Source organism: Peribacillus sp. S4, from assembly GCF_046715815.1.
Lineage (GTDB): Bacteria > Bacillota > Bacilli > Bacillales > DSM-1321 > Peribacillus > Peribacillus frigoritolerans.
Map to the genome: position 1 here is coordinate 2,656,628 of NZ_CP175708.1, position 20,570 is coordinate 2,677,197.

19 protein-coding genes are annotated in these 20,570 nt (G+C 39.1%); 2 read left to right on the top strand and 17 right to left on the bottom strand.

The window, feature by feature from the left end:
* Positions 1–74: 74 nt before the first annotated feature.
* The 3 genes from ACJ9PY_RS12645 to ACJ9PY_RS12655 all read right to left on the bottom strand — a co-directional run bounded on the left by ACJ9PY_RS12645 (position 75) and on the right by ACJ9PY_RS12655 (position 2,625).
* Entirely contained in the window at positions 75–893 is an 819-nt protein-coding gene (locus tag ACJ9PY_RS12645; RefSeq protein ID WP_095678425.1) for a methyltransferase domain-containing protein, read from the bottom strand.
* 173 nt (positions 894–1,066) lie between these two features.
* Positions 1,067–1,522, bottom strand: coding sequence for a HEAT repeat domain-containing protein (locus tag ACJ9PY_RS12650; RefSeq protein WP_098865835.1), 456 nt, complete (start codon positions 1,520–1,522; stop codon positions 1,067–1,069).
* Between the two features lie 275 nt (positions 1,523–1,797).
* On the bottom strand, positions 1,798–2,625 hold the full coding sequence (locus tag ACJ9PY_RS12655; protein WP_411740172.1) for a TrmB family transcriptional regulator: 828 nt from the start codon (positions 2,623–2,625) through the stop codon (positions 1,798–1,800).
* A 139-nt stretch (positions 2,626–2,764) separates the two neighbouring features.
* Here ACJ9PY_RS12655 and ACJ9PY_RS12660 point away from each other — a divergent pair, with 139 nt between their 5' ends.
* A complete protein-coding gene (locus ACJ9PY_RS12660) occupies positions 2,765–3,394 on the top strand; it encodes a homoserine/threonine efflux transporter (RefSeq protein WP_034306727.1) in 630 nt (209 codons plus the stop codon).
* 217 nt (positions 3,395–3,611) lie between these two features.
* Here the strand turns inward: ACJ9PY_RS12660 and ACJ9PY_RS12665 are convergent, their stop codons facing one another.
* The gene (locus ACJ9PY_RS12665; protein ID WP_411740174.1) at positions 3,612–4,907 is read right to left on the bottom strand and encodes a (Fe-S)-binding protein; all 1,296 of its coding nucleotides are present in this window, start codon (positions 4,905–4,907) and stop codon (positions 3,612–3,614) included.
* A gap of 32 nt (positions 4,908–4,939) precedes the next feature.
* On the bottom strand, positions 4,940–6,346 hold the full coding sequence (locus ACJ9PY_RS12670; RefSeq protein ID WP_057277637.1) for an FAD-binding oxidoreductase: 1,407 nt from the start codon (positions 6,344–6,346) through the stop codon (positions 4,940–4,942).
* A gap of 111 nt (positions 6,347–6,457) precedes the next feature.
* Between ACJ9PY_RS12670 and ACJ9PY_RS12675 the strand changes: the two genes are divergently transcribed.
* Positions 6,458–7,099: a hypothetical protein gene (locus ACJ9PY_RS12675; protein WP_411740175.1), complete on the top strand. Its 642-nt coding sequence runs from the start codon at positions 6,458–6,460 to the stop codon at positions 7,097–7,099.
* 64 nt (positions 7,100–7,163) lie between these two features.
* Here the strand turns inward: ACJ9PY_RS12675 and ACJ9PY_RS12680 are convergent, their stop codons facing one another.
* From ACJ9PY_RS12680 to ACJ9PY_RS12735, 12 genes are all read right to left on the bottom strand, one after another.
* Positions 7,164–7,970 (bottom strand): ABC transporter permease, encoded by an 807-nt coding sequence (locus tag ACJ9PY_RS12680; protein ID WP_095678476.1) that lies wholly within the window; start codon positions 7,968–7,970, stop codon positions 7,164–7,166.
* Positions 7,970–8,914 carry an ABC transporter permease gene (locus ACJ9PY_RS12685; protein ID WP_411740176.1) on the bottom strand — a complete coding sequence of 315 codons (945 nt, stop codon included), beginning with the start codon at positions 8,912–8,914 and terminating at the stop codon, positions 7,970–7,972. The genes ACJ9PY_RS12680 and ACJ9PY_RS12685 overlap by 1 nt, the downstream gene beginning before the upstream one ends.
* The gene (locus ACJ9PY_RS12690) at positions 8,878–10,038 is read right to left on the bottom strand and encodes an ABC transporter ATP-binding protein (protein ID WP_098865829.1); all 1,161 of its coding nucleotides are present in this window, start codon (positions 10,036–10,038) and stop codon (positions 8,878–8,880) included. The genes ACJ9PY_RS12685 and ACJ9PY_RS12690 overlap by 37 nt, the downstream gene beginning before the upstream one ends.
* A gap of 19 nt (positions 10,039–10,057) precedes the next feature.
* A complete protein-coding gene (locus ACJ9PY_RS12695; protein ID WP_034306740.1) occupies positions 10,058–11,158 on the bottom strand; it encodes an ABC transporter substrate-binding protein in 1,101 nt (366 codons plus the stop codon).
* Between the two features lie 19 nt (positions 11,159–11,177).
* Positions 11,178–12,185, bottom strand: coding sequence for a TAXI family TRAP transporter solute-binding subunit (locus ACJ9PY_RS12700; RefSeq protein WP_106026368.1), 1,008 nt, complete (start codon positions 12,183–12,185; stop codon positions 11,178–11,180).
* Positions 12,186–12,347: 162 nt separating this feature from the next.
* Positions 12,348–13,724 carry a sigma-54-dependent transcriptional regulator gene (locus ACJ9PY_RS12705; protein ID WP_411740177.1) on the bottom strand — a complete coding sequence of 459 codons (1,377 nt, stop codon included), beginning with the start codon at positions 13,722–13,724 and terminating at the stop codon, positions 12,348–12,350.
* A gap of 24 nt (positions 13,725–13,748) precedes the next feature.
* Complete coding sequence (locus ACJ9PY_RS12710) at positions 13,749–15,770, bottom strand: transporter substrate-binding domain-containing protein (protein ID WP_411740274.1); 2,022 nt, start codon at positions 15,768–15,770, stop codon at positions 13,749–13,751.
* 1,414 nt (positions 15,771–17,184) lie between these two features.
* Positions 17,185–17,778 (bottom strand): YdeI/OmpD-associated family protein, encoded by a 594-nt coding sequence (locus ACJ9PY_RS12715; RefSeq protein ID WP_411740179.1) that lies wholly within the window; start codon positions 17,776–17,778, stop codon positions 17,185–17,187.
* A gap of 82 nt (positions 17,779–17,860) precedes the next feature.
* Positions 17,861–18,253, bottom strand: a complete 393-nt coding sequence (locus tag ACJ9PY_RS12720) for an SRPBCC family protein (RefSeq protein ID WP_278089441.1) — start codon at positions 18,251–18,253, stop codon at positions 17,861–17,863.
* A 2-nt stretch (positions 18,254–18,255) separates the two neighbouring features.
* A complete protein-coding gene (locus ACJ9PY_RS12725; RefSeq protein WP_189337287.1) occupies positions 18,256–18,579 on the bottom strand; it encodes an ArsR/SmtB family transcription factor in 324 nt (107 codons plus the stop codon).
* An 893-nt stretch (positions 18,580–19,472) separates the two neighbouring features.
* Entirely contained in the window at positions 19,473–19,934 is a 462-nt protein-coding gene (locus tag ACJ9PY_RS12730; RefSeq protein WP_057277629.1) for a hypothetical protein, read from the bottom strand.
* 271 nt (positions 19,935–20,205) lie between these two features.
* Positions 20,206–20,526 carry a hypothetical protein gene (locus ACJ9PY_RS12735; RefSeq protein WP_057277628.1) on the bottom strand — a complete coding sequence of 107 codons (321 nt, stop codon included), beginning with the start codon at positions 20,524–20,526 and terminating at the stop codon, positions 20,206–20,208.
* Positions 20,527–20,570: the final 44 nt, after the last annotated feature.

A 20,570-nucleotide genomic window follows, 5' to 3' on the forward strand; every position in this document is an offset into this window, starting at 1 on the left:
ACTATTATTTTGCGAATATCCAACCGAAAAAATACCTTTTTCCTGAAGGGCCAGAGAAAAAGGTACTAAAATTGTTAATTTAACCTTGGATTCCAATACATCAAAGCTGCATGAAACGGATATTCGTATTCGAAAACTCCTTCTTTTTCCACCACATATTTATTTAGGATCGTTTTTACTTCATCATAGGAAAAATGTTCATCAAGAATTTTTGTTGTATTATCTCGGATTGCTTCTTCATAGGTGGAATAGATTTTTTTACTTTTCAATTTAACGATCTTACAGTCCGCCAGTATTCCAAGTTGATACAAAACATTCAAGATGTGTATGTAATCCCGTCTTCTTAAATTGATCGTATATCCTCGTTGCTTCAATTCCATATAATGAGGTTTTTCTGGTCCGGTTGTCATACCTACTATCGCTAAACGAGCTGCAGAATCATTCATTTTTAATAAGGTATGACCGATTTCACTCATTCGGTAATAACAATTAAAACCAAATACTACATCATATTTGACTTTTTTGTTATCACTTTCCCACTTATCATGAATTAACTCCATGTTTTCGAAACCTTTTTCGTTTGCCTGGGCTTCCAAAAAATTGATAATGCTTTTGGAACTATCTATACAAGTTAGCTTCCTGACTTCTTTTGCAATATCAAATGTATAATTGCCCCATCCAGGGCCGATTTCCAAAACATGATCATCCTGTTTTAATAATGCCAATAACTCTTGCTGCACAATTTTTGCATAAGGGTCCGCTTTATGTTGTTTTTTCGCTGCGACCTTGGAAGCCCAAAAAGCTTCTTCTGCAGCATCATCTTTTAGCCTGTTAGGTATCTTCCCTGTATGATCTGTCATTGCCTGTTTCCAAAGTTCAATATAATCTGTCATCTTTTCTCCCCTGAATTCGTATGTAGTTATCGGTTTTCAAATTAAAGCAAACAGCCAAATACTTCCTCTAATAAATATATTAGCATACCATAGCTAAAACTTTGTTTTACACATAAGAAAAAGGAGCAAAAACTATGCTCCTGTATCCATATTGCTTATTTTTCTAAAAACTTTTATCTTTTCGATAAAGCTGACCACGTATTTTCAAGCCATTTATCAAAGTCTGCTCCTTTTTCACCCTCATATGTATCATATATATCCATTCTCATCTTCTGGAGTTTGTCTTTGAATTCGTGATATGTGTGATTTTCAGGTAAACTCTTCTTGATCCTCACTAAGATTTTGGTCAAACCTTTGATCAACTCGCCCTTTTTCCTTGCTGGCAATTGCACATCTTCGCCTAAACTTTTCAATTGACGGTAAGCTGCCTCTTGAACTTTATATACAGAATCATTATTCATGATATGTGTGAGAATGTCGATTACTTGTTTATTTTTTGCTTGACCCAATTCTTCGATTGCATCTAAACGTTCTCTCCAATTAGATTTGCGATTGGCAGACTTTTTTAATTCCTCATAGTTGGCAGGTAACTCGATACCCGTTGTTTCCTTGTTATTCAAATGAATCATTTCTCCTTCTGTCTTAGTGATCCGGATATCAAACATGTAATCCGATATAATAATCCCATTACCAAAATGGCTTATTCCTTCTTCATTATACCCTTTTCCATATTTTAATATAGTTAAATTTATCTGCCGTATCGTCAAACACCCGGGTTCCGGGACGAGATGCTTTGTTTGTCTTCAATTTACCTGCGCCTATCAACTTCAACTTTAAAAGGCATAAATCCTGCCTGGATTCATGCCACTTTGAAGGATGCTTTTATTATTGAACATGTACAAATCTAGTCCACGTAATGTTTTTTATTATCTGGATGAATAGAAAATTTTTTACGTAAATTGACGAGGTTTACACCAAAACTTTCTTCTAAAAGTTCCCTATGTTTCTCCATGATTTCCATGATATACAAATCATGAATCATGACTTCTGTAATGGGCATCACTAAACCTACATGCATGGTCCATGCTGCACGGCTATCTTTACCAAGAGAGACTATACCTGCGACTACTTCAGAATCATCGCCACTGATAACAAGCCATCGTCCACCATACTCTTCTGTAATTTCATAACCCATATAATGGAGGTAAACATTTGCAAAATCACAGACGATTTCCCCATAGGCAATAATTGTTACATTGACCCCACCATTTGCGGCCTGTCTTAGTTCAGGTTCTAATTCTTCGAATTCGTCTTCCCAAATCTCTAAGAGTATTCTTTTTTTAGCAGATAATATACAAGCTTTAACTTTATCAAGTATTTCATTGCGCCCCATGATATTCCAGATATTTTCACGATCATTTGCAGACCGTTCGAACTCCGCTAATGATTTTTCTGCCAGTTCAAAATTCTCTTCCGCTTTCATTCGACGGTTTTTTATTAGCTCCTTTGCAGGAACAGGAGTATACTGTGGTGTGTTTCCAGGACTGACCAGAATATCTCCGCGTATGGCGAGACTATCCAGAATTTCATATATTCTTGAACGTGGTACACCGGAGTTTTTTGCTACTGCATAGCCTGTTAATGGCGATTCTTCCAATAAGGCAAGATATGCTTTCGCTTCATATTCGGTGAAATTCAGATTTTTTAATGTTTCTAAAATGGTTTCTTTCATAAACCCTCCAACACAACCTTAGTCGCTACCTTTGTAACTAATATTTTAGCAAAATCTGTTGACGTTTTCCATTTTCATCTAATATACTTACTAAGTAGTTACTTTAGTAACCACTATGAAAACGGGAGGGGGAATTAGTTTGGACAGCTTACTTACATACATTTCAATAGTGGCAATGATGGTTATTATACCGGGAGCAGATACAATGCTCTTAGTGAAAAATACGCTTAGCCATGGTCCGAAAGCGGGACGTTATACCGTTCTCGGAATGGCAACGGGACTTTCTTTTTGGACGCTTATAGCCATTCTTGGACTATCTGTTGTCATTGCAAAGTCTGTGATTCTTTTCAGTACAATCAAATATTTGGGAGCCGCCTACTTAATTTACTTAGGGATAAAAAGTTTTTTTGCTAAAAGCGTTTTTTCCTTAAAAGAAATTCAAGCACAAGCAAATACACCTGTTAAGTATTCAAACCGGCACAATAAAGATTCCTTCATGCAAGCATTACTTAATAATATTCTTAATCCAAAGACCGTTTTAGTTTATATAACAATCATGCCACAATTTATCAATTTGAACGGAAATGTAAACCAGCAATTGATTATATTAGCCTTCATCTTAACCTTGCTCGCTGTACTGTGGTTTCTATTTCTTGTTTATCTAATTGATTACGCAAAAAAATGGATGAACAATTCCAAATTCCAGAAAGCATTCCAAAAATCAACTGGCTTAATTTTAATCGGTTTTGGGATTAAAACAGGAATTTAAATTCATTTACTCACACATTCCGTTCAGATAATTGAACGGTTTTTTTCATTTGCGAACCGGCACCGATATCTTTTTAATTATACATATGGCACTGCATTATTGACTCCAAAGATTTTTACGTCTTCATCATTTAAAACAAAAACGTCAGTATTTTCCCAATAAGTGCAGGAAATACTGACGAAGTAATGTCCTATGAAGTTTGAAGTATCCCTTTTTGTCAATCCAAGCCGCAAGCCTTGGCAAGTACTTCAACAAGGTGCAAACTTTTCATTTGGTTCGCCGCTCCCTCCCTTTGGATGCCAATGCTCATTTGCATTTGGCATCCTGGGTTAACCGTAACAATGGTAGTTGCTTTCGTTTCGTTAAGATTCTTCATTTTCTCATCAAGAATTTTCATGGATTCATCAAAGTGGAGAAGATTGTAAATGCCTCCAGATGCACAGCAACGGTCAAACCCTTCCATTTCGACATAGGAAACACCTGGTATGGATTGCAATAATAAACGAGGTTCCTTTTGGACCTTTTGTACATTGCGTAAATGACATGAATCTTGATAGGAAACGATGCCTTGCCATCCTTCAGTGAAGGGTAGCGGTCCCAATTGATGAAGAATTTGACTGATATCTTTTGATTTTTCCGAGAAAGCCCTTGCCGCCGCAGCCCATTCTTGATCCTCTGCCAATAGATGTCCATATTCAAGAAGCGAAGCACCGCAGCCTCCTGCGTTATTTACGATTACATCAGCATCCGTTTGCATGAAGGTTTGGATATTCCTCTTTGCCAATGCTTTCGCTTGTTTTGTTTCACCTTGATGGGAATGCAGAGCACCGCAGCAATTCTGATTTTCAGGGAGAATGACCTCACAACCTGCTATGGTAAGCAGCTCAATGGAAAGACGGTTAATTCGTGACATCATGGAATCCATGATACACCCAGTAAAAAATGCCACTTTTAATTTCGTTTCCCCTTTTGCCGGCATAATCGTACCTGGTCGGATACGTTTGGAAGAAGTCTCGATGACTGGAAGTGCCTGTTCTAAATGTGCAAGGGCAGGGGAAACCTTCTGCAATATATTTGATGAACGGATAAGCTTGGATAAGCCGGTTTTTTGATAGAGCTGCACTGCACTTCCAATCCTGTTCATTCGTTTTGGATATGGAAAAAGATGAACCAATGCCAGTTTTTTGATTCTTGTCATTTTGTTTTTTTGGTTTGCTGACGGGGAGTTTTCAATGGCTTCTTTAGCCGCTTCCAGTATATGTCCGTATGGCACACCAACAGGACATGCTGTTTCACAAGCACGACAGCCTAAGCATAAGTCGATTGGTTCAGCTAAATCTTTTTGGAAATCTATTTTTCCTTCGGCTGCCATTTTCACTAGATTGATACGACCGCGTGGAGAGGCGGATTCCACACCCATTGATTCATATGTAGGGCATGCCGGTAAACAGTATCCGCATTTTACGCATTGGTTTGTCCAATCATAGGCATCTGAATATAAATTTTGGACCACAGCATTTGACTCATTCGGTTTGGTGGGTAGATTCATGGAACCAACACGACCCTTGTCTGTCCCTTATCAGGAAAAATCTTCCCAGGATTCAGGATATTATTGGGATCCCATGCTTCTTTAATTTTTTTCATCATATTCACTCCAGTAATTCCTAATTCCATTTCCATATATGGTGACTTTAAAGTACCGATTCCATGTTCCCCTGAAAGTGTTCCGCCTAATTCGATTGCCGCTTCAAAAATTTCACTGACAGCAAGCTCCACTTTTTTCATTTCCGTAATATTTCGTTTATCAGTAATGATGTTCGGATGTAAATTCCCATCCCCTGCATGACCGAATACAACCAAGTTCAACCCGTATTTCTCCCGGATATTGTTTAATCTCTCCATCATTGCCGGTATTTGACTGCGTGGAACGGTCGCGTCTTCAGAAATTTTTGTAGGACCCATTTGTGTAATGGCCGGGGAAACCAATTTACGCGCACTCCAAATCGTTTGGCGCTCTTCCTCTGTCTCCGCTATCTTGACGTAGGAAGCACCCTCTGCCCTGCATATATCGGCGCATTTATTGATTTCTTCCTCAATCGCCAATGGGTGTCCATCTATTTCTATGATCAGAATGGCTTCTGCCTGAAGAGGCAACCCGGAAGGATGGTAGCTTTCAACAGCACGGATGCACGCATTATCCATTAATTCCAGGGCAGAGGGTAGAATTCCTGATGATAAAATGCTGGTAATTGCATGTCCAGAGTCTATCAAATGATTGAAGTGGGCGACAAATGTTTGTTTAGATTGAGGTTTTGGTATTAAGCGGATGATTGCCTCAGTTACGATGCCCAGAGTACCTTCCGATCCTACGATCAATCGGGTCAAATCATACCCAGTTACATTTTTTACGGTCTTTCCGCCAGTACGAATGATTTCTCCTGTCGGGGTGACCACCTCCAGACCTATCACGTATTCTTTTGTCGTTCCGTATTTCAATCCCTTTGGCCCGCTGGAGTTTTCTAATAGATTCCCGCCTATAGTGGCTACATTGGAACTGCTTGGATCCGGCGGATAGAATAAGCCAGCTTCTTCAGCCTTTTTATGAATATCTGCCGTAATCACCCCTGGAGAGACTATGGCAAGCATATTTTCCCGATCAATGATCAATTTATCCCGCAAAAGGGTCATATCAAGAACCATCCCCCCTTTAACAGGTAAAGGGCCGCCGCTTAGCGAGGTTCCTGATCCTCTAGGGTAAACAGGTATTTTGTGAGTATTAGCCAATTTAACCACTTCACTGATTTCCTCCGCGTTTTTGGGCTGGATGACGATTTCGGGTAAATATTCCCCAAAAGAAGCGTCATAGCTATAACAATACCTTTCTGCCAAATCAAGAAACATTCTGTCACCTGGAATTACCTGTCGAAGATCGACCAAGGCTTCTTTCTCCATGATTCCCACTTCCTTTCTTAATAGAAATTTGGAAAAGGTCTATCCGTATGTAATATAATGGCATTTTAAGATTCTGCTAGATATAATGATGAAAGAAAAGGAGGTTTTTTTTTGAAAATCGCACTGATTCATGCAACCACAACTGCACTAAAACCAATTGAAATTGCCTTTCAGACCGTTGCACCGAACATTGAACTCCTTCATTTCATGGACACGTCTCTTCTCTCCTTGATGGAAAAGAGCGGCAAGTTAACTCCTGAAATCATCCGCCGCTTTTCTGCATTAGTGAATATCGCCTATGATTCTGATGTTTCATGCATCCAACTTACTTGCTCTGCCTTTAATGACATCACTGCAATTTTACAGCCTTTATACTCTGTAAGGTTATTTCGTTCAGATGAGGCCATGCTTGATGAAGCTCTTCGCTATACTCGCATTGGCCTGGTTTCCACCGTAAAAGAAACGCCGATCGCCCTTCAAAATTACCTATTAAATAAGAATCCGGACTGTATGATCGAGTCATTGGTCGATCCCGGAATCATCCATTTATTATCACAAGGAAAAAGAAAGGAACATGACGATCGGGTTAAAAAGATGGTGGAACAATTGGATGGAAAGACAGAAGTGATTTTGCTTTCACAATATAGTATGGAACATATCGCAAAGCAGGTTAATCCCTCTGTCCCTGTCCTAACGGCGCCGTTATTGGCTGCGAAAAGGTGTTTGGCCCATTTGAATGGAATGTACACATGAGTTTTCTTCGAAAAAATCATAACTTTTCAAGCATGATCGTATGTCACATCATATATACCGTTTTTTAACCGTTTGTATGATGCGAACCGCCAAAAACTTTGCCTACACCTTGAATTTTTTCAAGTATGACAATCAGAAGGACTGATATGAAAATAACCACGCTCGACACGGATGCGACGATTGGATTGTAGGCATCCTGCATTTGCGAGAAAATCTCGATCGGCAGCGTTCTCATTTCAGGTGATACCATAAAAAGAGAGACCGTTACATTATCAAATGATGTCAAAAATGCGAATAATCCCCCTGAGATGGCCGCGGATCCAATTAGCGGCAGTGTCACTTTCATGAATACCGTTAGTGGATTGGCTCCAAGTATGGCCGCAGCCCTTTCGAGATTATAATCAAATCCACTTAAACCGGTTAATACGAGCCTCATGACATATGGTATGCAAATCACGATATGGGCAATTAAAAATCCTGTAGACGTACCGGCAAGCATCATTGGTGTAAAGTACATTAAGAGTGCAATCCCTAAGACTAATTGCGGCACACTTAATGGAGAAGTTAAAAGGGCCGTAATATACGATTTTCCCGGAATATCATACTTTGCGATGCCAAGGGCACCCAAAGTACCGAATATGACGGAGAAAAGGGCAGCTAATGCTGCGAACTTCGCACTGTTCAAAAATGCTTCCAAAAATTCAGGGCGCTCCAAGATCTTGGCATACCATTGCAGTGAAAAGCCTTCAGCCGGAAAACTTGGATAATTGGCACTTGTAAAAGAAGCGGGAATAACGACAATGAGCGGGATCAAGATATAGATAATGGCCAAAACGGCAACTGCGACCCGCAGGCCGCCAAACGTTTTCATCATCGGAATACCTCCTTGAATTTCCCTTTTTCAAACGCTCTGGTAAAGACTGTTACCGATATGACAGTGGTTGCTAATAGAATATAAGAAAGAGCAGATCCGAATGTCCAATGCAGCAGGTTATTAATTTGATCATAGATGACAACAGGCATCACGGGCACGTTGGCTCCCCCCATTAGTGCAGGCGTCACATAAGCACTCATTGACAAACTGAATACGAGAATGCAGCCAGATACGATACCTGGGATGCTTAGCGGCAATGTAATGGAAAAGAACCTTCTGAATGGGTTTGCCCCAAGTATGGCTCCTGCCTTATCAAGAGAAGGATCGATATTATAAAGACTTGCTACGATGGATAAGATCATGAAAGGAAGATATGCATTGGAAAGTCCAATCACAACTCCTATCTCCGAAAACAATAGTTTCAATGGTGCATCTATTATGCCAAGGGCCATCAAGGTTTGATTAATCGTTCCATTAGGCAAAAGCAAAAGGTACCAGCCAAAATTACGGACAACTATACTTACCAAGAGCGGTGACACGATCAAGAGAGTGATATACCCTCTGATCCGCGCTGAACTTTTGGCCATTGTCAAAGCTACTGGATATCCAAGAAATAAAGCAACCAAGACCGAATATAAACTGATCTTCACTGTCAGCCATAATGAAGATAAGTAATAGCTATCGGAAAATAATTGTGTATAGTTTTTTATGCTATAAACTGCCTCCGCTCCTCCAAGATTATCTGTGGATATGAAGCTTAAATATAAAATGTATAACATCGGTATGACAAAGAAACCAAATATGAAAAGCAGAATCGGCGTTAAAAGAAGTAATCCCGGCACCCAGACTTTCCTTTTCTTGCTTTTAGGCTTCTTTTGCGGCTCGATAGGACTCGTTTGCTGTTCTATTTCTTGACTAGCATAACTTCTGATGGGCTCCATCCAATCAACACCTCACTTCCATTTTGCCATGATGAATCGAAAGCGGAAGTCAATACTTGAATACTTTTCCCCTGTAACAGAACATTGATTTCCCATGAGGTACCGAGATAGTTCATTTGGCTGATCTTGGCACGATGGAAATCCAATGGAGATGAAGATTTTTCATCGAGAGAAACAATTTGCAGTTTTTCCGGTCTAATATAAAGTTTTACCTCATCCCCGGTTTTCAGATCACTTGCATTTCCCATGACGTTATTTGTGTCGACATGAGTGATATCAGAACCGATTTTGACTGCAACTTTCCGCTTATCGATAGCAGACACATTCCCTTCAAAACAATTCGATTTCCCGATGAATTGAAAGACGAACTCTGTCTTCGGATGATTGTATATTTCAGTCGGAGTACTGATTTGTTCAATTTTCCCTGCATTCATGACCACGACTCGATCAGACATGGATAGAGCTTCTTCTTGATCATGAGTCACAAAAATGGTCGTTACGCCAATTTCCTTTTGTAAACGCTTAATCTCGGCCCTTAGTTCATGACGCAGCTTTGCATCAAGGTTTGAAAGCGGCTCGTCAAGCAAAAGGAGCTCCGGTTCAACAACAAGTGCCCTTGAAATCGCCACACGCTGACGCTGACCTCCTGATAATTCCCTTGGATAACGATTCTCCAATCCTGACATTTTCACTAATTCAAGCGCTTTACTAATCTTCTTTTTTTGCTCAGCTTTCCCGACTTTGCGCAGTTTCAAGCCAAAACTGAGATTTTCATAGACTGTCATATGGGGAAAAAGCGAATAGGTTTGAAAAACCATTCCTAAATCACGCTTGTAAGGCGGAACCTTCGTAACATTATTGCCTTTAATATGGACCTCGCCCCGATCCGGATCGAGGAACCCGGCAATAAGGTTTAAGGTTGTGGACTTTCCGCACCCGGAAGGACCAAGAAGAGTGAGTAACTCTCCTTGTTTCACCTCCAAATCAATGCCATTCAGGACAACATTCGCTCCAAATTGTTTAAACGCGCCTTTTATCTCTACATCATTTTTATTTGAGCCAACCCCCTGAACTGCCTCCAGGTGTTGCCTATTAATTTCCACATCTTTTTTTAATACTTCCATGTGATCAACACGCTCCTTTTTATTTGAGTTTTTTCCCTAATTCAGGAGTAACCTCTTTCGCCCATCTGTCTGACACCTCTGCACGGATCTCGGCAAACTTGGCGAAATCAGGTTTGAATGTTTTATCACCTGCTTTAAGCCCGATTGACTCTTCATATTTTTCTGGAATTTTCATGCCTTCCACGGTCGGATAAAATCCTTTTTCGGAAATTAATGCTTGTGCTTCTTCACTGATTACATAGTTGATGAATTCTAGGGCTTCTTTGCTATTTGGCGTATTTTTCACTAGACCAGCGCTGAAAGCTTGAAGCGGCACCCCTTCTTTAGGCACGGCCATCTTAATCGGAATACCTGAAACGGCTAATTCACCGATGGAATAACTTCCCATGACCGTTACGTCAGCAGCTCCTTGTTGGATCGCTGGCATCATTTGCGTTGAGTTTTTATAAAATGTATTGGAATACGCTGCAAGATCTTTTGCCTTTTCGAGACCTGGTTCCATGTCTTCCGTACTGCCGCCGTTTGAAATCGCCAGACCATTAAGGGTATTGAAACCCCAATCATTCGTAATATCTGAAAATGCCGTTTTACCCTCGTAATCAGGAGAGACAAGATCATTCCATGATTCAATTGATTTTAAGCCTTCCTTTTTAAAGGTTTCCGTATTATAAGCTGGTGCAATTACCAAACCAAATGCTGGAGCGGCCGCATTTTCAACCGGAATGAACCGTGAATCCACCGATTTCATATTGGGAACATTGGACTCATCAATTGGTACGATCAGTTCCTTCTCCTTAGCGCGTATAACATCAACCGGTACAAAAAGGGCAACATCTATTTGCGGAGCATTCTTCTGTAATTCCACTTTGGATAGGATTTCACCTGATAAACCGGAAATATAATTAACCGTGATTCCCGTTTCTTCTTTGAATTTTGGGGCAATCACATCTCGGATAGCACTTTCGATGACACCGCCATTACCGGCTATCGTTATTTTTTTCTCTCCTTTTTCACCTGCACCCGTTTGTACGGATTCCCCCGGTTTTTGCGGAGTAGGATTACCACATCCCGCAAGAGCGATCAATACTATTATTGATAAAAGACTCATCAGCTTTTTCATAATCATTACCTCCCGTTTTTCATTGATTTCCAATAATTCCTTGTTCGGTGAAATAATTCACGGCCCCTGGATGAAAATCCAAGGGAACTTGTTTAGTTGCTTCCGTTATTGAAATATCAGAAGCAGCTGGATGTGTATGCTGCAGTTCAGGCAGATGTTCATATAATGTTTTCACAAGATTGTAAGCATGAGGATCAGACATTTCCTTGTAGGTTACCAGGACATTTTTAATTGAAATCGTTTGGACATTTTTTTTCATCCCCCTGTATGTATCTCTGGGAATTTCATTATGAGTATAAACTCCATATTGTTTTTGAAGGCGTTCAATGATGTCTCCCGGTATTGGAATGAAAGTTAGTTCCGTCTGCTTGGATATGAAAGCGATTTCATTATTAGGGATACCCGAAGAAAAGAAAGCTGCATCAATGGTACCATTTCGTAATGCTTCTGCAGATTGAGAAAAAGAAAGATAGGATAAATTCAATTGATCAGTCGGTAAATCGGATTCTAACAGTATCCGCTCTGCAATAAGCCTTGTACCGCTTCCAGCCGTTCCTACACTAATGCGTTTACCCACTAAATCTTCCAAGGAATCAATATCATTTTGTTTAGTAGAAACAATTTGAACATAATTGGAATATAGGGCCGTTAAAGCTCTTAACTTGGATTTATCCGTTTCAGGCAAATCCAGTACATCCACTGAGGTAAAACCAATTTCTGCCCGATGACGGCTAACCAATTCAGTATTTTCGATGGAAGCATCGGTGACTTGGGTACCTGACACAGCCCCGTTGTATTTTTCATACATATTTGATAATCTTTGTCCCAATGAAAAGTAAACACCTGTCATATCTCCGGTTCCAATGATTAACATCCTGTTATTTAAATCCTGTCCTTCAGAAGTTAGTTGCCTCTGGATCAAGGTAGTAGCAGGTTTAGATATTTCCTGCTGCTCATTCATAAAAGAACATCCTGTCATGAAACAAAATAACAAAGCGACTTTTATAAAGAGTGCTCCATTTTTCATCGTGACCCTCCTTTCTTAATGTATTTAGATGCAAATGCCATGCCAAGTCGATTTTCTGCTTTAAAACGCAAATCCTGCCGATTTCAAGAATGTCATACAAGGATAAACCGGCAATTTTTTCCGGTTTTCCAGAAAAAATTGCCGGTTTACGCGATGAACCCTTTATTCTTCTTTTGAAATGAGCTTGATTTTATCACGAAGGCTCCTTTCAGAAATTTTTAGGATTTGGGCTGTTTTTTGCCGATGATTATTACAATATTGAAGAGTGGCCGTTATGACCTTTTCTTCTATCTCTTTCATGGAAATGCCAATGGGAATCCTGAAACTGTTGAAATCGTCGTCCGTGCCATCCGGCTGAAGAATGAACTTCTGTTCTTGAACATATTGCGGCAAGTCGGTTTCTTCCATTTTTTTTGAGTTTGATAGGGCAACAGCATATTCTATAATGTTTCCAAGCTCCCGGACATTCCCAGGGTAATGATAATCCAGTAAAATCCGACGTGCGGTTGCCGAGAACATCTTTTCTTCACGATTCATATCCTTCGCGTGTTTTTTTATAAAATAATCCATAAGGATCGGTAAATCTTCTTTTCTATCTCTTAGTGGCGGCATCGAGATAGGAATGACATTTAGCCTGAAAAACAAATCCTCCCTAAATTCCCCTTCCATCACCATTTGTTCAAGGTTTTTATTGGCTGCACTTATAATACGGACGTCCAATGAGATTTTTGTATTGGATCCCAGAGGAGTCACTTCCCGTTCCTGCAATACCCTTAATAATTTGGCTTGAAGTGGAAGGGGCATTTCACTGATTTCATCCAGAAAAAGAATCCCTCCATTAGCAGCAACGAATTTCCCTTCCTTCCTCTGAGTTGCACCCGAAAATGCTCCCTTTTCATAACCGAACAATTCAGATTCCAGCAGCATCTCAGGAATTGCTGCACAGTTGACGATCTGCATTGGATTGTTTTTCCTTCTTCCCAACGTATGGATATTTCGGGCTACAAGCTCCTTTCCAGTACCACTTTCACCCGTGATGAGAACACTGGAATCAATATCTTTCACTCTTTCGATCATTGAGAAAATACGCTGCATCGCCTTGCTGTTACCAAGGAAGTTACCGAATCCCTTTTGAATCTCTAATTCTTCATGTAATGTCTCCAATTGATTGGACATCTGTTTGAATTCGGCTGCCCTCATCAACAACAAAGAAAGTTCTTCTATATTAATTGGTTTTTCAATATAGTAGTAGGCTCCTTTTTTTATGGCCTCAATGGAAGTTTCAATGGATGAATAGGCAGTCATCATGATGACTGTTACGTTAGGTGATATTTGTTTGATTTTCTGTAGGACATCAAGTCCACTTTTATTTCCTATTCTCAAATCAAGTAACACAATATCAAAGTGCTGATTTTCGATTTTCCGTAGACCCTCATCCGGGTCTGTAGTTGTCATGACATCATAAGAATCTTCCAATGCAAAGCTAAGAGCGGTGCAAATAGCAGGTTCATCATCAATCACCAATACTTGCATTTTCATATGACTCCTCCTCTTTCCAGGCTTCTATTCAATATATATAGGGAGTAAAATGGTGAATGTCGTTCCTGAATTAGGATAACTTTTCACATGGATATCTCCGTTATTTTCTTTAATGAGCCTATACGATAACGTAAGTCCCAAACCGACGCCCTTTTCTTTATTTGTGAAAAAAGGCTCGAAAATATGGTTCAGTTCTTCCTGCTTCATCCCTTTTCCCGTATCCGATATGGCAATCCGCCCTGTCTTTTCGTTCACTTTATCAATGGTGATTTTAATGGTCTTTTCCTTTGTTTCTTCAACGGCATGAATCGAATTCAACACCAAGTTAAGAAGTACTTGTTGAATTTGTTGTAAATCTATATAAAAAATAAAGTCCTCCTCAATCATCTGCTCGAAATTTATTTGGTTTTTTTCCATTGTCACCTTATGAAAAGCAAGTAAGGATATAAGCTCATGGGCGTGGCAATTTGTAATATTTGGCGGCCGCGGACGTGCATATTCAATTAAATCGGTAACAATCCCGTTCAAGCGGTTAACTTCAGTAGGTAAGTGTTCCATTAGAACTTGTCGGAATTGAGGATTATCATATTTACTCGGAAGTAAATCAATGAATGTTTTAATCGATGTTAATGGATTCCTTATTTCATGTGCGACACCTGCAACGAGTTGACCAAGAGCGTGCAGCTTTTCTTGTGTGACCAATTTTTTCTCCAATGTTTTCTTTTCCGTCTCATCATTCATGGAAAGTAAGTATCCGGTTTGTATATCTTCAGTATTGAACATCTTATGAAACGAATAAGAAATCACCTTCTGTTCATTTTCCTCATTTAATACCAAGATTCGAAAAGAACCCGTACAATTATTCTCATTTTGTTCCTGGTGTAAAGCTTCGAAATTCTTCATCAATTGCGAATGATTCGTAAGATTCAGAATCATTTCCTTGGAAATGTTAAGAATGTCCGATGCCTTTGCATTGCAGCTGGTAATCATGAAATCGAGATCGAATGTTATGATGCCATTATTGATATTGTTTAAGATTTGATCTTTGAACGCTTCAGCATTAGCGATGTTTTGCCGTTGTTTCTCTAAATCCTTATTTAATAAATGTAATTTCAAAGTCTGGTTATGTACGGATTTTTTTAGCTTTTGATTCCATATGTAAATGATTAGAAGGATAAGGGCCACGGCAGTTAAGATTATGATCAACCAAAATATGAATTGTTCGAGTCTGGCAATTTTCTGATTGGATTGCGGCATTACCCATTTATCGATTATCCCATTGATATTTCGGTTTGCCTTAAGTTCTGTGAGTGCATTGTCCATCATGAAAAGAAGCGATTGATTTCCCTTTTTCACTGCAATCGTATAATCCGCAGGTTCAATGACTTCATCAAGAATGATGTAATTCTTTTCTTGGCGGAATTTTTTTAAATAGAAATCAGCAGTCCATTTGTTTCCGATGAACACATCAGCTCGGTTGTTCAATAATGTTAAAATTCCGGAGTATTGATTTGAAACGGTCGTTAAGTTTGTATTCCTCATATTGAGAAATGTACTGATAACTGGTGTGTTATGGTCAAGGACAACATGTGAATCACGTAGATCCGTTAACGTATGAATATCCTGTTTCCTTTTACTAGGAATGATTATGGATTGGGACATTGTAAAATAGGATTGCGTGAAATCAAATTGGTTATCTTTTTCGGTATTATAGGTACTTCCAACAATTGCATCAATTGTTCCGTTACTTAAGGCTTTTTCGGCTTCTTCCATCCTCATCGGAATATATTTGAAATCTACGTCATTATATTTCGCTATTTCCTCCATTAAATCAATATTGATGCCTGTCAGTTCACCAGCTTCATTTTCAAATGAAAATGGAGGAAGGGCACTTTCTCCAGCAATTATAAATGTTTTTTCTTCAGCAAAAACAGCGGGAGACCATAATGTTTGAACAAAGATTATAAAGCAAAATATACTTAGTTTAAGCAGCTGCCTTTTAATTAAGAGCCCTCCTTCTACGTCAAAATCCTTGCAGTCAGTAATCCTTTGCTAAAAACATCATAATTATATACTTCTCCAATTAAGACTTGAACCCTTTAATATGTAAAGAATTCTTAGTATAATCTGACACAATATAACAATAACCTACAAAAGAGTGTGCTTCTGAATGCATAAGCTGCGATATCCAATAAGGATGGCAGTAAAAAACATGAAGGTTACTCTTGTCTTGTTTTTAGACATATACGAAGAAAACGCGTTTGCCTGCAGTTTTTTTCTTAAAAAAAATTTCACTTGATTTCAGAAATCCGCTCCCTTTCCGCCGACTGTCTGCTGAGCCTCCTCGACGCAAGCGCCTGTGGGGTCTCGGCTAGCCAGTTATTCGGCAGGAGTGTCGCAAATTTCTTCCATCCAATAAGGATTACAGTAAAAAAACATGAAGGTTACTCTTGTCTTGTTTTAGATAAGTACGAAGAAATCGCGTTCCCCTGCGGTTTTTTTCTTGAAAAAACTTCCCTTGATTTCAAAAATCCGCTCCCTTTCCGCCGACTGTCTGCCGAGTCTCCTCGACGCAAGCGTCTGTGGGGTCTCGTCAAGCCAGTTATTCGGCAGGAGTGTCGCAAATTTCTTTCATCCAATAAGGATTACAGGAAAATAACATGAAGGATAAACTAGTCTTAAACATGGTTCGGCATAAGATCAGCCTGCATTTTTTTCATTTAAAACACGTTAGTTGATAGGAATGGGTGTTCGAGACTCCTGCGGGAAAAGCGAGTCCAGGGGAGACCCCACAGGCGCAAGGCGCCGATAGGGCTCCCGGACCGCCCGCGGAAAGCGAGTGCCTGGAGTTCTCAAAAGAACTGTGGACATCTTTTAACACAAAGTTGATTGGAGCGGGTGTTCGAGAACCCTGCGGGAAAAGCGTGCCCAAGAATACAAAGATTGCCTAATTTTCCAATCATGTTAACCATCAAATTGTTATCTTATTTTTCCATTTCAAGGGTTTTCATCATTTGCCGTAACGTTCCAAGATGATACGCGAAGTGGGCCATGGTCATTACCATTTTCCTGAATTGAAATATTCGAAAAAAGCCCAATTTCTCAGTAGTAAAATTGAGAAATTGGGCTTTTTTGCTATTCCATAAAAGTACCATATTTTATTGGTGTTATGTTGAAATCATTACTTAAACCTTGTTCAAGATAAGCACCCGTTAGCCCAAAAAAAGTGACCTTTAAGCAAAAAACAAGGTACACTTTGGTGTGCAGTTTTTTTCTTTCCTTAGCTGCAACAAGTAGGCCTGTTACACGGCAGATCGCTTACACTCTATGGGTCACTTTTTTGTTTTTATCCATTTTATTATTCGGTTGAGTGGTTACTTGCGTTCCAAAAAGGAGTTCGAATGAACGCAAAGTGGGATGAAATCCAAAACATGATTAATTTATTTTCTCATCAAATATATTAATCTTTTAAACCCTTCCCATCGAGAATTTTCTGCATGCATTTTTCGATTCTTGACTCTCGGGTTTTGGATTGTTTGGCTTGTGAAAAATAAAGGATGTATGCTCTTTGCCTTCCTGGGGTCAATGCTTCAAAAGCAGTTTTCAAGGCAGGGATGTCATCGAATTTATTGTGAAGTTCTTTAGGGATTATGAATTCTTCGTTCTTTTTAAATTCCACTTCCAACCCGGCTTTTTCAACTTCAATGGCTTCATGAATATAGGCTTTCAGAATGGATTCCGTTGCAACTATTTCTTGAACATTAGTGAACCGAATCTGCCGCGCTCCCTGTACATTCTCCGTTTGTTGAATTAGAAGCCCGTGGGCATCCTGTAACAAGGCACCTTTGTGAAACAGAAGCGCACAATATTCTTTAAATCCATGTATTAAAACGATGTTTTTATTCTCAAACGTGTAACAGGGATGCATCCATTTAAATTCTTCAGTCAGTTCACAGTCAAGAACGATATTTCTTAATGTCTCATATTCTTCTTTCCACTTATTAGCTTTACCTAAAAATTCATCAACCTTAGGATTCGTTCTACTTCTTGTCATCACGGAACACTCCTCTTTCCGAGCAGTTTGCTTTTTTCTTATACGTTAGCTAAATACTAAAAAACAAGGCAGCGGTTTGGTCTTACAATACCTCTAACACGTTATTAAGTTCTTCGCCCATTTTCGCCCAACCATATTTCGCACCATTGAACGCTTGATCTTCTTTTTCGAATCCTGTTTGTTCGAGATGTAAGTGGGTTGTTCCATCCTCGTGCTTTAAGGTCCATGTGACTGTAGTGTTTATACCGCCACCTACCCAGGTGTAAGATAACTTATAAGGCTCCTCGACTTCAAGAACTTCGGAATCAATAATTAATTTCCACTGTTCATTTCGAAACTGGAATTTATGTCCGACGACAGGTTTAATATCATTAGCCATTACCCATTTCCCAAGAGTATTTGCATCCGTTAAGGCAAGCCATACCTTCTCGATCGGGCTCTTAAAATTAAAATCTTGTGTTACTGTTAAACTCATTTTTATTCCTCCTCTAATATTTGATTTAAAAGTGATATTCTTTCACTCCAGAATCTTCTGTAAAACGATACCCAATCCTCAATTTCTCTCAACGGACCAGCATTCAGTCGATAACGGGTTTCCCTGCCGACTTTTCTGCTGATTACTAGACCTGCCTCTTTAAGGATTGCCAAATGCTTTGAAACCGCAGTACGGCCCATTTCAAAATGTACGGTCAACTCATTTAGTGGCAATTCCTCCACGTCCGCCAACAAACGTAGCAATTTACGTCTTGTTGGGTCAGCAATGGCTATATAAATATCACGTTCTTGATTTTTCTCGTTCAAAATCACCCACCCTTTTAATTGGACACCAATTGGTGTCTTTTATTATATGACACTGATTGGTGTCCTGTCAATTTTATTATTGACACACTTTATTTGTTTTATTCTAATATCATCAAGTATATTATTAAATCCTTTTACAACTAAATTGGCCCCGTCAGTTAAAGTGATTCATATATGATCAATTGCTATTTTTGAATATTGGATATGCTCGTGTTTCAGCAAAGGAGTATTTTGGAATTATATCTTCATTGATAAGCAAAGCGGAAAAGAGTTTTATTGGTTTCCATATCTGGGATGCACTTAATCATTCGTGAAGGCGTTTACTATTCCTTGATTCACTAGACGGATTGGGTAGGGATTATGATGATTCATTCGGAGAATGGAAGTATATTACTTGAGATCTGAACTCAGATATTATGTATGGTACTTAAAAAAGAGATTCTTTTGATTGCGGAAATTCAGAGATATGGGTGTTACTGGGGATTTTATAAGGAGGCCCAATTTTTAACTCTGCTTTCATATGGGCTGAGCAAGAAAGTAAAAAAGCAAATGACAGGCAAATGGAATTGAAGGAGAAGAATTACGGCACGAGATTCGGACGAAGTAATATGAATCAATAATGGCTCATTCAAAAATATGAAACAGGAAATAAACTATCTGATATTATAAACCCTCAACTTAGGGATGAGATCGTTTGAACCCCTCTTATTGACTAAAACTAAAAGTATCTATCTGGGTTTTTCAAAAAAAGTTGATTGGAACGCGTGTACCTGACTCCCGCGGAAAAAGCTTGTCGAAAGGAGAATCCAGGCGCAAGAGTGCCGAGGGCGGACTTCCTTCGGAAAGCGAGTGCCATACGTTCCAATCAGTTTAAAAACTCTCAATATATTATATTATTTTTCTATTTCAAGGCTTTTTATCATTTGCCGTAACGCTCCAAGATGATAAGCTGAGTGGGCAATGGTCGCATTTACATTTGTCAGCCATTTTCCTAAATCGATTGTTTCGATTTCTGCGAAAAGAGATACATATTCTTTATGTAATTCCTCTCTGATTTCAGCCCATTTCACCTCATCAACAGTAGTGATGGTCCAGCTTTCTTCCCAATCTTTTTCAAAGTCTGTGCCATTGATCATCGATTGGATCACCCATAAATAATACCGGGTGTGGTCTGCGTGTGCCGCAATTGTCGATCCGTTTATGGAACGTGAAGCATCTACTGCGGTTAAACCATCAAGTGTACCAAAAACCCCGGTATTCGGTTTTGATTCAGTATAATAGCTTCCTTCATTTCCCGGTCCTTCAAACGTTTCCTTCAAAAGCGTTTTTATTGAACTTGCCAATGTCTCGCTCATCTCATTCCTCCCCAATGTTTAGTCGACTTCATTACTCTATAATATACTAAGACAAACCAATAAACATTTATATTTTGTTAAATTAATCCAAAAATATCGCGAGTTTAAAGAGTTACTCGCTTAACTTGCATAAGATAAGGGTTTCAATTACTTTCGAGTACAGTTAACATGTGGTATTGACGACTCTCTTAACGTGATGAAAAAAATACCTTAAAAAGGCCATTCCACTGGAACGGCCTTTTTAAGGTATTTTTGAAAATTTGATTCAGTTTTAGTAGCTTTTCAAACGCTCTTCCAGGGACACAATTCTAAACTTTAACTCTTGATTCGGATCCAAGCCCCCTATTACAATTTGATTATCTTCCGTAATGGTGACATATCTGAAGGTTTCTTCTCCATGAATCTTGATTTTAGTCTCCGATGTCGTTTCCATTTTTGCAAAAACTTCATCTGTGTATGTAAGCGGGAGAAGATCATCTAAACCTTCTTCGGGGCTGCCGAGCCACTTAAACATGAAATCTTTCAATGAATATTGTTCAATCATCGATAAATGATTTTTAAAAATTAATTTGTCAATTGTTATCTCTTTCAACTTAACCACTCCTCAATAGTATCTAAAGTTTATATGGATAAACT

Coding starts and splice junctions, on each gene's coding strand:
- ACJ9PY_RS12645 (WP_095678425.1), bottom strand. CDS start 893: ATGACAGATTATATTGAACTTTGGAAACAGGCAATGACAGATCATACA.
- ACJ9PY_RS12650 (WP_098865835.1), bottom strand. CDS start 1,522: ATGATTCATTTGAATAACAAGGAAACAACGGGTATCGAGTTACCTGCC.
- ACJ9PY_RS12655 (WP_411740172.1), bottom strand. CDS start 2,625: ATGAAAGAAACCATTTTAGAAACATTAAAAAATCTGAATTTCACCGAA.
- ACJ9PY_RS12670 (WP_057277637.1), bottom strand. CDS start 6,346: ATGGAGAAAGAAGCCTTGGTCGATCTTCGACAGGTAATTCCAGGTGAC.
- ACJ9PY_RS12680 (WP_095678476.1), bottom strand. CDS start 7,970: ATGAAAACGTTTGGCGGCCTGCGGGTCGCAGTTGCCGTTTTGGCCATT.
- ACJ9PY_RS12685 (WP_411740176.1), bottom strand. CDS start 8,914: ATGGAGCCCATCAGAAGTTATGCTAGTCAAGAAATAGAACAGCAAACG.
- ACJ9PY_RS12690 (WP_098865829.1), bottom strand. CDS start 10,038: ATGGAAGTATTAAAAAAAGATGTGGAAATTAATAGGCAACACCTGGAG.
- ACJ9PY_RS12695 (WP_034306740.1), bottom strand. CDS start 11,158: ATGAAAAAGCTGATGAGTCTTTTATCAATAATAGTATTGATCGCTCTT.
- ACJ9PY_RS12700 (WP_106026368.1), bottom strand. CDS start 12,185: ATGAAAAATGGAGCACTCTTTATAAAAGTCGCTTTGTTATTTTGTTTC.
- ACJ9PY_RS12705 (WP_411740177.1), bottom strand. CDS start 13,724: ATGAAAATGCAAGTATTGGTGATTGATGATGAACCTGCTATTTGCACC.
- ACJ9PY_RS12715 (WP_411740179.1), bottom strand. CDS start 17,778: ATGACAAGAAGTAGAACGAATCCTAAGGTTGATGAATTTTTAGGTAAA.
- ACJ9PY_RS12720 (WP_278089441.1), bottom strand. CDS start 18,253: ATGAGTTTAACAGTAACACAAGATTTTAATTTTAAGAGCCCGATCGAG.
- ACJ9PY_RS12730 (WP_057277629.1), bottom strand. CDS start 19,934: ATGAGCGAGACATTGGCAAGTTCAATAAAAACGCTTTTGAAGGAAACG.